Origin of the sequence: Moraxella nonliquefaciens (genome assembly GCF_001679005.1) — a bacterium.
GTDB lineage: Bacteria > Pseudomonadota > Gammaproteobacteria > Pseudomonadales > Moraxellaceae > Moraxella > Moraxella nonliquefaciens.
This window is the reverse complement of sequence record NZ_LXTW01000032.1, coordinates 63,461-78,055: the sequence shown is the minus strand read 5'-3', so window position 1 is coordinate 78,055 and position 14,595 is coordinate 63,461. Positions and strand designations below refer to the sequence as shown.

15 protein-coding genes are annotated in these 14,595 nt (G+C 44.6%); 6 read left to right on the top strand and 9 right to left on the bottom strand.

Annotation, left to right across the window (positions count from 1 at the left end; genetic code table 11):
- Window positions 1–89 precede the first annotated feature (89 nt).
- Entirely contained in the window at window positions 90–1,310 is a 1,221-nt protein-coding gene (gene corA, locus A7456_RS07430) for a magnesium/cobalt transporter CorA (RefSeq protein ID WP_082995501.1), read from the top strand.
- A gap of 15 nt (window positions 1,311–1,325) precedes the next feature.
- Window positions 1,326–3,509, top strand: coding sequence for a DNA primase (locus A7456_RS07425; RefSeq protein ID WP_067009185.1), 2,184 nt, complete (start codon window positions 1,326–1,328; stop codon window positions 3,507–3,509).
- Here A7456_RS07425 and A7456_RS07420 read toward each other — a convergent pair.
- The 8 genes from A7456_RS07420 to ispF form a co-directional block, all read right to left on the bottom strand.
- Complete coding sequence (locus A7456_RS07420) at window positions 3,506–4,459, bottom strand: AEC family transporter (protein ID WP_065256308.1); 954 nt, start codon at window positions 4,457–4,459, stop codon at window positions 3,506–3,508. The genes A7456_RS07425 and A7456_RS07420 overlap by 4 nt on opposite strands.
- A gap of 8 nt (window positions 4,460–4,467) precedes the next feature.
- Entirely contained in the window at window positions 4,468–4,626 is a 159-nt protein-coding gene (locus A7456_RS11455) for a DNA cytosine methyltransferase (protein WP_158512508.1), read from the bottom strand.
- A complete protein-coding gene (mnmG, locus tag A7456_RS07415; RefSeq protein ID WP_067009182.1) occupies window positions 4,623–6,506 on the bottom strand; it encodes a tRNA uridine-5-carboxymethylaminomethyl(34) synthesis enzyme MnmG in 1,884 nt (627 codons plus the stop codon). Before mnmG ends, A7456_RS11455 begins: the two co-directional genes overlap by 4 nt.
- 109 nt (window positions 6,507–6,615) lie before the next feature.
- Window positions 6,616–6,936: a hypothetical protein gene (locus A7456_RS07410; protein WP_067009179.1), complete on the bottom strand. Its 321-nt coding sequence runs from the start codon at window positions 6,934–6,936 to the stop codon at window positions 6,616–6,618.
- Window positions 6,933–7,280, bottom strand: a complete 348-nt coding sequence (locus tag A7456_RS07405; protein ID WP_065256311.1) for a hypothetical protein — start codon at window positions 7,278–7,280, stop codon at window positions 6,933–6,935. The genes A7456_RS07410 and A7456_RS07405 overlap by 4 nt, the downstream gene beginning before the upstream one ends.
- A gap of 82 nt (window positions 7,281–7,362) precedes the next feature.
- A complete protein-coding gene (gene grxD, locus A7456_RS07400; protein ID WP_003660650.1) occupies window positions 7,363–7,698 on the bottom strand; it encodes a Grx4 family monothiol glutaredoxin in 336 nt (111 codons plus the stop codon).
- 52 nt (window positions 7,699–7,750) lie between these two features.
- Window positions 7,751–8,317, bottom strand: a complete 567-nt coding sequence (locus A7456_RS07395) for a cysteine hydrolase family protein (protein WP_063454037.1) — start codon at window positions 8,315–8,317, stop codon at window positions 7,751–7,753.
- Between the two features lie 75 nt (window positions 8,318–8,392).
- Entirely contained in the window at window positions 8,393–8,881 is a 489-nt protein-coding gene (ispF, locus tag A7456_RS07390; RefSeq protein ID WP_067009176.1) for a 2-C-methyl-D-erythritol 2,4-cyclodiphosphate synthase, read from the bottom strand.
- A gap of 98 nt (window positions 8,882–8,979) precedes the next feature.
- Between ispF and mnmA the strand changes: the two genes are divergently transcribed.
- The gene (mnmA, locus tag A7456_RS07385) at window positions 8,980–10,158 is read left to right on the top strand and encodes a tRNA 2-thiouridine(34) synthase MnmA (RefSeq protein ID WP_067009173.1); all 1,179 of its coding nucleotides are present in this window, start codon (window positions 8,980–8,982) and stop codon (window positions 10,156–10,158) included.
- Window positions 10,159–10,205: 47 nt separating this feature from the next.
- Here the strand turns inward: mnmA and ubiA are convergent, their stop codons facing one another.
- Window positions 10,206–11,126: a 4-hydroxybenzoate octaprenyltransferase gene (gene ubiA, locus A7456_RS07380; protein ID WP_067009171.1), complete on the bottom strand. Its 921-nt coding sequence runs from the start codon at window positions 11,124–11,126 to the stop codon at window positions 10,206–10,208.
- 230 nt (window positions 11,127–11,356) lie between these two features.
- On the opposite strand from ubiA, the gene lysA reads away from it, so the two are divergent.
- From lysA to ubiE, 3 genes are all read left to right on the top strand, one after another.
- On the top strand, window positions 11,357–12,673 hold the full coding sequence (gene lysA, locus A7456_RS07375) for a diaminopimelate decarboxylase (protein ID WP_067009168.1): 1,317 nt from the start codon (window positions 11,357–11,359) through the stop codon (window positions 12,671–12,673).
- A gap of 204 nt (window positions 12,674–12,877) precedes the next feature.
- Window positions 12,878–13,582 (top strand): FFLEELY motif protein, encoded by a 705-nt coding sequence (locus tag A7456_RS07370; protein WP_067009165.1) that lies wholly within the window; start codon window positions 12,878–12,880, stop codon window positions 13,580–13,582.
- 101 nt (window positions 13,583–13,683) lie between these two features.
- Window positions 13,684–14,580 (top strand): bifunctional demethylmenaquinone methyltransferase/2-methoxy-6-polyprenyl-1,4-benzoquinol methylase UbiE, encoded by an 897-nt coding sequence (gene ubiE, locus A7456_RS07365; protein ID WP_066887306.1) that lies wholly within the window; start codon window positions 13,684–13,686, stop codon window positions 14,578–14,580.
- The last annotated feature ends 15 nt before the right edge of the window (window positions 14,581–14,595 follow it).

The window sequence follows — 14,595 nt, the reverse complement described above, 5'->3', positions numbered from 1 at the left end:
AACAAATATTGGTATAATATCATGTTTATCCATTCGTTTTTATTTTAGTCATCTTATTTTAGTCATTTTTTAGTCATTTGGGGGACGGCATGCCAAATACCACGCCTGCAACAAAAACACACACCACGCCCCTACAAGAAGAGCTGTTTGAATCTGCTGAGTTGACCGACGAACCTAATGATGACCTAAATCTTCACGACGAAGAGGACAGTTACATCTATGGCGACGCTGATGCCAGCGATGAAGATACCATTGAAACCATGACGGTCTATGACCCAGATGCTGACCGTTTTGAAGACTTAGAAGAAAACTCAGGCGATAATGAAACAGTCGTCTGCCATGCCTACTCTCGTAAAACGGGCGAGCCTGTCGCCACATTGGGCATTGATGAGGTCAGTCGCCAACTGACCAACAACAGTCAATTCATTTGGCTTGGGCTGCATGACCCCAGTTTTGAGACCGTCAAGGAGGTTCAAGATGCCTTTGACTTGCACGAACTTGCCCTAGAAGACGCCTTTGCCGACCATCAACGCCCCAAAGTTGAAAATTATGGCAATGACACCATTTTTGTGGTTGTGCGTACTGCCAAACTTGAAGATAACTACATTCGCTATGGCACAACTGCGATTTTTATGGGCAAAAACTTCATCATCAGCGTAAGGCGTGGGGCATCCAACTCTTACACCCCCGTGCGTGAACACTGCCATCGCCGTCCTGAAAAACTTCGCCTAGGGCCAATTTTTGTTTTGCACGCCATTTTAGACTTCATTGTTGATAACTACTTGCCGATTACTGACCGTTTGGGCAACTATTTGCGTGAACAAGAACGTAACATTTTCTCGCATGAATTTAGCAAATCCACCCTAAAAAGTCTGTACGAACTCAAATCACAACTGGTGCATATGCGTGCGGTGATTCTGCCCGTCCAAGATGTGTGCAATTTTTTCATCAATCATCAAAAAAACGAGTTAGTCTCTGCCTTTCCTGCTGCCGCCAAACCCTATTTTCGTGATGTCAATGACCATCTGCTTCGTTCTATTGATGCGGTCAATGGACTAAACGAGATGCTGTCGGTTGCCATGGATACTTATATGGCGATGGTTACCATGGGGCAAAACGACGTGGTACGAAAACTTGCCGCATGGGCAGGCATCGCCGCCGTACCCACTGCTGTGGCTGGGGTGTATGGCATGAACTTTGACCACATGCCTGAACTTCATTGGAAATACGGTTATTTTATGGTAATTGGTACGGTCTTGGCGGTGTGCTTATTTTTATATCATAAGTTTAGAAAAGCAGGCTGGTTATAATATTTGACATACCACATGAAAATCCCCGACACCACACTTGAACGACTAAATTCATCTGCCGATTTGGTTACCATCATCAAAAAACACACCACCCTAAAACCTGCTGGGCGTGAGTTCAAAGGATGCTGTCCGTTTCATGGCGAAAAAACACCATCATTTTATGTCAATCCACAGACCAATCTGTACTACTGTTTTGGCTGTGGCGTCAAAGGCAATCCCATTACCTTTTTGCGTGAATTTGAACGCATGAGTTTTAAAGAAGCGGTGGATTATTTATCTGAACAAACAGGCATAGAATTGCCCAAAGACGACAACTTTGCTCAAAAAATCCGCTACACCAAAAACAAAACCCCAACCCCCAAAAACGCCCAAATATCCACAAAAACAAATCAAAACAAAACAGGTAATACAAACACCCACGCAACCCATCAATCATCCCATCATAACAATACTGGTGTATCATCTTATGGTACTCATCATGATTTTAATGGTGGTTTTGATGGTGGCTTTGATGAGAATTTTAGCACTGGCTTTAATAACAATCTTGATACAACTTTAAATGTTGGCTTTGATGATAACTTTACTGATGATAACAACCACATTTATCACCATAGCAATCATCAACACATGACTAACGCCCCCATCAATGACCCCCAAAATGGTGAAGGTGATTTGTACACCTTACTCTTTGCCATCGCTCAATTTTATCAAAACATGCTCCATCAACACCCTGTGGCAAAGGCTTATTTTGTCTCACGTGGTTTAAGTGATGAGACGATGACCACATTTGGTTTGGGCTATGCCCCGAGCGGTTGGCAACATTTGGAGCAGGCTTTTCCCCACGACATTGAAGGCTTACGCATTTTAGGGTTGATAAGAACATCCCAAAAGGGGCGAGATTTTGACCTGCTTCGAGACCGTGTGATTTTCCCCATCAAGGACAGACAGGGGCGAGTGGTTGGTTTTGCAGGACGGTCACTGGGCGATGAGATGCCCAAATACATCAATTCATCAGAATCACCTGTATTTAGTAAACAACACATTTTGTATGGGCTGTATGAAGCACGTCAAGCAAAAGCAACAAATTATCTTATGGTAGAAGGTTACATGGACGTCATCGCCTTGCACCAAGCAGGGATTGATGGGGCGGTCGCTCCCATGGGAACAGCGGCCAATGGCAAACAAATTGCAGAGCTGTTAAAATACAACGACACCCTAACACTGTGTTTTGATGGTGATGGGGCAGGACAACGGGCGGCGTGGCGAACTTTGGAGGTTGCCATGCCAGTACTGCCTGATGGCAAAACCTTACAATTTCTAACCCTACCCGATGGACATGACCCTGACACCTACATCAAGACCCATGGGACAGATGCCATGCGTGCACAAATCACGCATGCCCAGAGTATGGCAGACTACATTCATGGTGTGCTACAAAACCGTCATGATTTATCCCTACCTGAGAACAAGGCTCGTGCGGTCGCTGAGCTAAAAGAATTGACCGCCAAACTGCCCAAGGGGTCAAGTTTTAGATGGTGGCTAAATAACGATTTTTGGACAAGATTAAGCGGTAAAAATAAAAAAGCCACTCATGACACCGCCAACTATCACCAAGAGATGGATAGTAACACTCAGCTGTATCTGTGCTTACTCTACGCTCCCCACATCGTCAAAAACAATCTCCTAAGCACCCTACTGACCAGCTCTGGCGTGGCGGATGCACACAAGCCATATCTAAATCACCTAAAACGTCAAGAGTTGTCTGTGCCTGCCCTGCCCAACTGGCAAGACATTGATGCGGATTTGGCGGAGTTGGTGCGTACCATTGAGATGATTTTAAACATGGCGGACACAGGAGCAATCACCCAGTTTGACCTACATGACAAATCAGCCGCCGCCATTGATGGTAAAGCTCATCTTATCATGGCAAGCCTACCCAATGCCAAGCTACAACACCATCTTAGCAGGCTATGGCGTGATTTTTTTTATCTCAATCAGCACCATTATTTGGAACAAATGGCACTGCTATTTAACGAACTTATGTGCCAACGCCTCCAAAATGTACTGAAAAAACAAGGCGAAAATGCCAAAAATATCGTCTTATCCGAGATTTATAAACGTCGCCTACACACACTCATCGCATGGGACAGTCAGCACACCAAGGCAGATGTGGCAACATTGATAGAAAAAAGAGTCTAAACCCATCCCAAACCTCTAAGCCACGCCATGCCCACCGCCATGCCAATCATCCCAAAGACTGCCGTAAACCCCAAAATATTTGCTGCCAGTACATCATTACCGCCCATCGCCTTTGCCATCACATAGCTTGCGGCAGCTGCTGGGCCTGATACCATTAAAAATAACACACCAAATTGTAAAGGTTCTAAGGCAAATGCCACACCCACACCCACCGCCAAAAGTGGTGCAATGACAATACGCCCAATGCTTGCCTGCATGGACACACCAGACAGTCCCAACATGGATTTCACATCCAGCGTCGCCCCTGCACATATCAAGGCAAGCGGTAGGGCAATGTTTGCCATCAGCTCACCTGTTTTAGCAATCGGTGCAGGTGGTAAGGGCAAACCAAGTGCTTTATAAATAAAGGCAGACACCAATGCAATGATGAGTGGATTTTTAACAATCTTGATGAGAATGTCCCAACTTTGAACCGACAATCCTTTAATACTGCTCGTGCGTGATAAAGTGATGACCGCCAAAACATTACATAAAATGGTGATGACCCCCACATACACCGCCCCCACGCTTGTGCCTGCCACCCCATAAGCATTGGTTGCCACTGACAGCGAGATAATCGCCATGTTAGAGCGAAACACTCCCTGCACAAATACGCCCTTATCACGCGCCTGCTTGATGAATATTTTGGCATACGCTTCTGCCCCAAAAAACAGCACAAAAGTTGTAACAACCCCTGCCATGATGAGTGCCAACTGCTCATCATAATCCACATTATTTTTTATCACACTAAAAAACAGCAGACATGGCAGAGCAAAATTAAAGACAATGTTGGACGCTGTGTCAATAAAATGAGTGTTGATTTTGCCCATTTTTTGTAGATAAAAACCCAGCCCCATCAAGGCTAGGTTTGGAGAGACAATCATCAAGGCAAAGCTTATGGCATCTAACATCATATTCCTTAATCTGCCAACTTATGTAGCAAACCCAAACTTAATACCTGCTCAAAACCCAAACGAATACCACCAATGCCTGCAAATAAATCAATGGCTTTTAAGTGAATTTGAGGGTGATTTTGTCCAAACTCAAAAGATATTTGCTTCATATCACGCTCAATCATGTCACTGCTTGCGTTTTTTTAAGTTTCTTTATCGTCATCGCCAAAAGACTGACCGCCGCAGGGGTAACGCCACTGATGCGACTTGCCTGCCCAAGCGTTGTCGGGCGGATTTGGCTTAATTTTTGGACAATCTCATTGGATAAACCAGACACATTGGCATAATCAAAATCAAGCGGTAAGAGCGTATTTTCAAAACGCTTCATCTGCTCAATCTCATCATTTTGACGCTCAATATAACCTTGATATTTAACACTTATCTCAATCTGTTCACCCACCCTAGTACTCACTGTGCTGTCTGATACTTTGGCAATGTCGTCAAAGGTGATATTTGGGCGTTTTAATAAATCCAGTAACGAATTTTCTTTGGTCAAAATCTCACCTGTGTTTGCCATAAAATCTTGACCAATGGCATTATTTGGGGTCGCCCAAATGTCTTTTAGGCGGGCGGTTTCGCTGGCGATAGACTCCATTTTTTGACTAAATCTCGCCCAGCGTTCATCGTCCACCAACCCAAGCTCTCGTCCGATGGCGGTCAAGCGTGCATCAGCATTGTCCTCACGCAAAATCAGGCGATGCTCGGCACGGCTTGTGAACATACGGTACGGCTCTTTGGTGCCATGGGTAATCAAGTCATCAACAAGCACACCCAAATAAGCCTCGTGTCTTTGTGGTGTCCACGATGCCTTGCCAAGTGCCATGCGTCCTGCATTTAGCCCTGCCAATAACCCCTGTGCCGCCGCCTCTTCATAGCCTGTTGTGCCATTGATTTGCCCTGCAAAATACAAACCGTCAATGGGTTTGGTTTCTAGCGTAGGTTTGAGATTTTGTGGGTCAAAATAGTCGTATTCAATGGCATAACCTGGACGGGTAATGTGGGCGTTTTCAAGCCCTTTCATGCTATGGATGAATTCAAGCTGAACATCAAAAGGCAGACTTGTTGAGATGCCATTGGGATATAATTCATGGGTTGTTAGCCCCTCAGGTTCAATAAAAATCTGATGGCTGTCTTTGTCAGCAAAACGATGAATCTTATCTTCAATACTCGGGCAATAGCGTGGCCCAACCCCCTCAATCTTACCACTAAACATGGGGGAGCGGTCAAGATTGGCACGGATAATCTCATGCGTGCGTGCGTTGGTGTGGGTGATATAACAGTTGATTTGGCGTGGGTGCATGGCAACATCACCCATATAACTCATGACAGGCAAAGGTGTATCGCCTGACTGCACGGTCATCACGGAGAAATCCACCGTACGAGCATCAATGCGAGCAGGTGTGCCTGTTTTTAGGCGTCCAACAGGCAGTTTTAATTCACGCAAACGGTCAGCAAGACGAATGGACGGCATGTCGCCTGCTCTGCCACCACTTTGATGGTCTAAGCCCACATGAATCACCCCACCCAAAAACGTCCCCGATGTCAGCACCACCGCACGAGTATTTAGACGAATGCCTGTGGCTGTTACCACCGCCACCGCACGAGTATTTTCAACAATGATATCATCCACAGATTGCTGAAAAATTGTAAGGTTTGGCTGATTTTCAAGCGTGTGGCGAATGGCTGCCTTATATAAAATACGGTCAGCTTGGGCGCGTGTGGCTCGCACTGCTGCCCCTTTACGGCTGTTTAGCATCCGAAACTGAATGCCTGCCTTATCGGTTGCGAGTGCCATCGCCCCACCAAGCGCATCCACCTCACGCACCAAATGCGATTTGCCAATACCGCCAATGGCAGGATTACAGCTCATCTGTCCGAGCGTCTCAATGTTATGCGTGATAAGTAGGGTATCTGCCCCCATGCGAGCGGACGCAAGAGCGGCCTCTGTGCCTGCGTGCCCGCCACCGATGACGATGACATCAAATGTTTTGGTTAAAAAGCTCATAAGTATACATTCTTTAAAAAAGCCGATTATTTTAGCATAATTTTAATCATTAATCATATTAAACATTAAAAAGAGCGTATCAACGCCCTTATACTTTATCAGAATTTAATCAGATTTTATCCAAATACTTTAATTGCATCTCTTTTGGCATTTTGTCAATCAAAGATAACTTCATCTGCTTATCCACGCCATTTATCACCATGTCAATAAGTGGCACACCATCAAAAGGCAAATCATCCACTTTTTGGGCAAAGACCGCCAAATAATACGCCCCATTCACATCATTATCCATCATAACTCTATCATACACCGCACAAAAGGCGGATTCACTTGCTCCATTATTGGCAATCAGCCAATGAATCGCTCTCAAAGCGGTATTTGGCTTTTGGCAAAGGCTGATAATTTGCTCAGAAATGTTTGGCATGTTCATGAAAATACACCGCTTTCTTGTCGGATTTGTTCTAACATCTCTTGATTGACCAGCATGGATAATGAATTGTTAAGTTCACCCCCAAATTCACTGACCATCTTTATTAACGGCTGTATGTCTATGGGACAATTTGGCTCTGATATGGCCTGTATGATTCGCACCAAATAATAAGCCGATTGCACATCCATGTCTGCACAAATTCGCTTGTAAATAGCACAGATGGCATCTTGTTCAACATTTTCGTATTTTATCCAATATGCCAATGCGGTCAATGCTGTGTCAGGTGTTTGGCACAACTCTACAATTTGTTGACTGTTTTTATGAATAAAACCTTCATCAAGCATCACATCACCTTAGTGCTTATTATTTAGTGCTTATCATGGTTATCAATAAAAATCGGTTATCTAAAATAACCGATTGTCGCCATCAGACCTCTGGGCTATGCTCTTCAATGAGTGGTTTTAGCTCTCCTGATTGGTACATTTGTAAAATGATATCACTACCACCGATTAACTCACCATTAACCCAAAGCTGTGGAAAGGTTGGCCAATTGGCGATCAATGGCAGGGTTGAGCGAATTTCAGGATTCTCCAAAATATTCACAAAAGCAAAAGGACGACCGATTTGTGTTAACACTTCAATGGCACGCGCTGAAAATCCACATTGGGGAAACTGGGGCGTGCCTTTCATATACAGTAGGACAGCATGGTCTTTGATTTGGTTTTCAATTAAGGTTTTGGTTTCTGGGTTGATGTCGGTCATGGTTCGCTCCGATTTGAGAAATTTGGGTTATTATGGGGGCAAATGGCAATTTTTACAAGGTGTATTTATGTAAAAGTTCAGCACTTGTAAGTACAGTGGCAAATTCACCATGCAAATTGGCAAGACTGATTTCATGGACAAGCTGACTGTCAAATCGCTCGCCAGTTGCTCCCATTCTATCAAAAGTCGCTGTGCCATCGGATACCACAAAAGTGGTAAAGCCCAAATTAGCTGCCATGCGTGCGGTTGTGGATACACAGTGGTTGGTTGTCAGCCCAACAAGAACAAGCGTATCAATGCCCGCTTTGGTCAGTTGCTGCTGTAAATCTGTGCCAATAAAACCGCTATTGACATGCTTTGTAATGACAGTTTCATGAGCTTGGGGCTTAGTCAGTTCAATCCAATTAAAACCTTGATGTGTGGGGTGTAAGCGTGATTGGGGCGTGGTCGATGAATGACGAATGTGAAAAATGGGCAAATCTTGCTCTCGCCAATGGCTAAGTAGTTCAAAACAAACCTGCTCGCAATGTGGGTTATTGCGATGACCGCCCCAGTAGGCTTCATCATAAAAGCCTTGTTGTAAGTCAATGAGCAATAAAGCGGTATTTTTAGCAATCATTTAGACCCCATATTTATTTAGACCCCATATTTATTGTCAATGACAAAAATAAACCAAACAAGCACACCACTGTTTTTAATAGGCATGGTTTTTAATAAGCAGCACCGTCGCACTTGCCCAAATGCCCTCACCACGCCCTATCCAGCCCATTTTTTCGTTGGTGGTTGCCTTGATACTCACACAGTCTACACTGACACCCAACACGCCTGCAATGCACTCACGCATGGCAAAGTTGTGCGGTGATAGCTTCGGTAATTCACAAATGACCGTCATGTCAGCGTTACCAAGCGTGTAGCCTTGTGCTTGCACCAACGCATAAACATGTTTTAGCAAAACTTTGCTATCAGCACCTTGATAAGCATCATCTGTATCAGGAAAATGCTGTCCAATATCGCCCAAAGCCAACGCTCCCAAAAGGGCATCTGATAAAGCATGTAGCAGTACATCGCCATCTGAATGAGCCTTTATGCCATGGCTGTGGGGAATGGGTACACCGCCAAGCATCACAAAATCACCCTGTGTGAATGAATGCACATCTATGCCTTGACCGATTTTTATCATCATCAAGCCTTTTTGATTTATTGTGGACAAGGCTTGTAAAATGACTGGCAAGCCCTATATAATGGCACAATTTTACCACAATTTGATAAAAAGAGACAACCATGAACGCCTACCGTCTATCTGATATTGCCCAATTTTATGGCAAAGCCCCCAAAGACATTAAAGTCATCGTTGGCATGTCTGGCGGTGTGGACAGCTCGGTATCGGCTGTTTTGTTACAACAAGCAGGCTTTCATGTTGAAGGCTTGTTTATGAAAAACTGGGAAGAAGATGATGGCAGTGAATACTGCACCGCCATGACTGACCTTGCCGACGCCCAAGCGGTGGCGGATAAAATCGGTATTAAATTACACACCGCCAACTTTGCCATGGAATATTGGGACAATGTTTTTGAACATTTTTTGGCAGAATATCAAGCAGGACGCACGCCAAACCCTGATATTTTATGCAACAAAGAAATTAAATTTAAAGCCTTTTTGGATTATGCGTCTGGGCCACAATTTGGACTTGGGGCAGATTTTATCGCCACAGGACATTACGCACGCCGTGGTTTTGGTCAAGATGGCAGGGCCCAGTTGCTGCGTGGTTTGGACACCAATAAAGACCAAAGTTATTTTTTACACGCTGTGGGGGGCGACAAAATCGCTAAGACACTTTTTCCCATCGGTGAGCTTGAAAAGCCACAAGTGCGAGCCATTGCCCAAAAATATGACCTTATCACCGCCAGCAAAAAGGACTCCACAGGGATTTGCTTTATTGGCGAACGCAAGTTTAAAGATTTTTTACAACAGTATTTACCTGCCCAAAAAGGCGATATCTACACCGATGATGGCATAAAAATCGGCACACATGATGGCTTGATGTATTACACCATCGGACAGCGTGGCGGTATTGGCATCGGCGGTGTGGCAAATCGCCCTGAAGAGCCGTGGTTTGTGTTACACAAAGACCTGACAAATAACCGTCTCATCGTCGGACAGGGGCATGACCACGCCATGTTACAATCTGACGAACTCACCGCTTATAAACTGGATTGGGGAATTGCCCCCCCTGTTCAGATTTTTGGCAAGCAAGGTTTTAGATGCACCGCCAAAACCCGCTATCGCCAGAGTGACCAAGATTGTACGGTGTTTGCCCTTGATGAGACAGGCGATAAAGTCAAAGTGGTGTTTGATGAAGCTCAGCGTGCGGTAACACAAGGGCAATCGGTTGTGTTTTATGATGGCGACATTTGCTTAGGGGGTGGGGTGATTGATGGGACAAATGCAAAGATTGGGTAACAGACACCCAGTCTTTTTGCCTTATTTTATCTGATTTTATCTGCAAGCTAACCATACATCATAAGCGACAGCAATGCCACATACAAAAACACATACCGTCCTACCCACGCATTTTGACAAAAGGCGGTAAAGCAATTTAGGCGTTCACGAGTTTTGATTTTTGTATATTGTATGGCAAACAACACCGCCAAACCCATCGCCAACCCACAGGCAGACCACCATCCAAAAAAGTGATGCACCAGTGCCGTCATGATGACCAAAAATATACCATGTAATGCCATGACAAAATAAACATCCTTATCGCCAAACCACCGCTCAAATAAAATGGCGGTAGACTTAACTCCAATTTTAACATCATCATCACGGTCGCACATGGCGTACATCGTATCATACGCCACCGTCCAGCACATATAAGCAACAAAGACAAGCCAACCTACCACACCAACACCGCCTTGCCCATGTTCACTATTAACCGCCACAAATGCCATTGGCACCGCCCAACCAAACGCCATGGCCAGCACAACCTGTGGCAAGTGTGTATGGCGTTTTGTGAATGGATAAATAAAAGCAAGAGCCAGTGCTATCAGTGACCAATAAAACACCTGCACAGGCAAAAAAAACAACAAACATGCTGACAATCCAGACAGTCCCACAAAAGTTAAAACAGCCGTCTTTGCTGTCAATCGTCCATCTGCAAGTGGGCGATTTTTGGTGCGTTTCACCTGTGCATCCACCCTGCGGTCAGCAAAGTCATTGATGGCACAGCCTGCCGCTCGCATGATGAACGCCCCAAGCGTAAAAATGATGACATGCACCACGCTCGGCAATCGCTCTATGCTGGCATTTGCCAAAAACAACGCCCACAAGGTTGGATACAACAAAAGCTCCGTCCCCACAGGCTTATCAAAGCGGATGAGTTGTAACCATGCGATGAATTTGTCTTTAAAGGTATCAGTGGTTATGGTCATGATGTCAAATGGTGAATTTTTGGGTCATTTTATCACAAAATAACTTTTTATATAAAATTGAATGATACAAAATTGAAAAATGATTTATATGAAAATATGTGAAGAATATATGAAAAAATCGTCATACATTTTGCCCAAATCCCAATTATTTTTAAAATAAAAATGGCAAATCAGATTTTTTTTGTTAAAATAATCTCATCTTGCCCATCCCATTTTGACGGAAAAAACTCATGGCAGACAGCACCAAACATCCAACCCTGACGATAGACCCACACACGCATGTGGCAGATTTACCCTTTATTCATTATCAAGACAACACGCTTTTTATTGACAATGTCAGCACCAAAACCCTGACCCAAACCTATGGCACTCCGCTTTATGTATACAGCAAAAATGCCCTACTTGCCAATTACCGTACCTATGTGGCAAGTTTTGCCCCACTGTCAAATGTGCAAATTTGTTATGCGGTCAAATCCAATTCAAACCTTGCCGTACTTGCCACACTTGCTCATGCAGGGGCAGGCTTTGATATCGTATCGGTAGGTGAACTTGCCCGTGTGTTAAAAGCAGGCGGACAGGCACAAAAAGTTGTCTATTCAGGCGTGGGCAAAACCAAAAATGACATCATCACCGCCCTAAATGCAGGGATTGGGTGTTTTAATGTGGAGGCGATGAGTGAGATTGAGCTTATCAGTCAGATAGCAGGTCGCCTTGGTAAAACCGCCCCCATCGCCTTGCGTATCAATCCTGATGTAGATGCCAAAACCCATCCTTATATCTCAACAGGCTTAAAAGAGGACAAATTTGGCATCAGTCATGATAACGCCATAGACGCATATCATTTTGCCAACACTTTGCCAAATCTTGATATCATTGGCATAGATTGCCACATCGGTTCACAGCTTAGCAACACGCAACCTTTTGTGGATGCGTTGGATAAAATCATAGAACTCATTGACACATTGCACACACAGGGCATCACCTTAGACCATATAGACCTAGGTGGAGGTTTGGGCGTGCGTTATGTGGATGAGACCCCTGCCAGTGTGAGCGAATATGCCAATGCCCTACTGCCCAAACTGCTTGATTTACAAAAAAAATATGGACTGGGTCTACACCTAGAACCTGGCAGAAATATCTGTGCCAATGCAGGAATGCTCCTAACCAACGTGGACGTACTAAAACCCACTGAACACAAAAATTTCGCCATCGTAGACGCATCCATGTGTGAACTCATACGCCCTGCCCTATACGGCTCTGTCATGGCAGTCATTCCCACTGATTTATCCACCATCGCTGCCGCCAAAGTTTGGGACGTTGTCGGTTCGGTGTGCGAATCATCTGATTTTTTGGCAAAAAATCGCACCCTTGCCCTAAATGTAGACGATACCCTTGCCATCACAGGGGCAGGAGCGTATGGCTTTGTCATGGCAAGCAACTACAACACCCGCCCCAGACCTGCTGAGGTGATGTGTGATGACGGTTCTCATCGGGTTGTGCGTGAGCGTGAGAGCTTGGACGATTTGTGGCGTGGCGAGAGCGTTTAATAAAAACCGACCAGTTGGTATTTTTATGGTAGCAAAACCGTTTAAATCGCCATGATTTTAAATAAAATGGGAGTGCAGGGGTTGGCTCTGCACGCCTTGTGAAAAACAATACCATCAAGCCCACAAACCCGACCTTTTAACCCAACTTTTAACTCAGCCTTAACCCATTTAACCCCACTTTAACCCACCAACAAAATTAACACCATGTCCCAAATCCAAACCCTAGTCGATATGCTAAAAGCCTATCAAGCCCTGCCCCATCACACAAGCCCCATCTTAAAACAGGCACTTGGCGACGTGCAAGCATGGCAAAAGGCACGCATTAAACGCACCAATCATGCTCTATTTACTGATGACAAAACCACCCCACTTGCCAATTATCTCATTGAACGCATTTATGGCAATGATGATTTTGATGTGCTCGCTGACCAACTTTTAACCGCAGGGGTAAACGCCCTAAATGGCTCTGGCAGGCTTGAAAAACTCATCCCCAGCAATGCTCTAAAAGCAGGCGTGCAGGGCGTACGTTTGGCGATAGATGCCATCGCTCTTGATTTGGCATTGGCAAGCTCCTTGCTGGATGATTTTGGCACAGCTTACGCAAGCACAGGCATTAATGATGCACTCATGTACGATGTATACAAAAACGTCAATGCCAAAGATGAACGCATCACTCAGGTCTACGCCATCAAAGAGGTGTGTGAGCAGTCTTATCAATATTTTAATTCTTTCATCCTACAAAATGCTTTCAAACTTGCCAAAGGCATGGCATATGATAACGGCTATCAGCCATTATATGACTTTATTGGAGATGGACTGCTTGCCATAAAACCCTTAAAACGCATTGATGATTTTACCGTACCATTTGTGGCAAATGAACTTGCCATCATCCATGAAATTCACAGGTGAGTGATTGTCCATCTTGCAACAATTTTTAAAAACACGCCCATTATCATCCAAATTAGCGTATAATAACTGTGTTCTTATTTTAAATTCGGAAAAAAACAGCCATGACCAACCATAACTTTACCAACCCTAATATCCTACCCACAGGCAAACCCCAAGGACAATCCGCCATGCAAACCCCTGCCAACGGCGATGATGCTCAAATCAATGCCCAAACTAATGGGCAACACACCAACAATCACTACTCCAACAATGTGGGCGAAACCACTCATTTTGGCTATCAGACCATCAATGCTCATGAAAAAGAAGCCAAGGTCGGACAGGTATTTACATCGGTTGCAACAAAATACGACATCATGAATGACTTGATGAGTTTTGGCATTCATCGGCTTTGGAAGCGATTTGCCATCAAAATGAGTGGTGTGCGTGCAGGACAGCATGTCCTTGATATTGCAGGTGGTACGGGCGATTTGGCAAAAGTATTTAGTCGCAAAGTTGGTCGCTTGGGGCGTGTGGTCTTATCTGACATCAACCAATCCATGCTAGAAGTTGGTCGCACTCGTCTTATCAATGCAGGCTGTAATAACGTTGATTTTGTACTTGCCAATGCCGAAACCTTAGAACCCTTTGCCGATAACACATTTGATTTGGTCACCATCAGCTTTGGGCTTCGCAACGTTACCGATAAACAAAAAGCCCTAGAAGCCATGCACCGTGTGCTAAAACCAGGTGGCAGACTTTTGGTGTTAGAATTTAGCAAGCCTGTGTTTGAACCGTTATCAAAAGCTTATGATTTATATTCATTCACCGCCCTACCACTTATGGGTAAAGTAGTTGCAGGAGATGGTGAAAGCTATCAATACCTTGCCGAAAGCATTCGCATGCACCCTGATCAAGACACGCTAAAAACCATGATGACACAGGCGGATTTTATCAACTGTGATTATCATAATTTAACAGGCGGTATCGTGGCGGTGCATCGTGGTTTTAAGGCTCGCTGATTGTTTATAGATTGA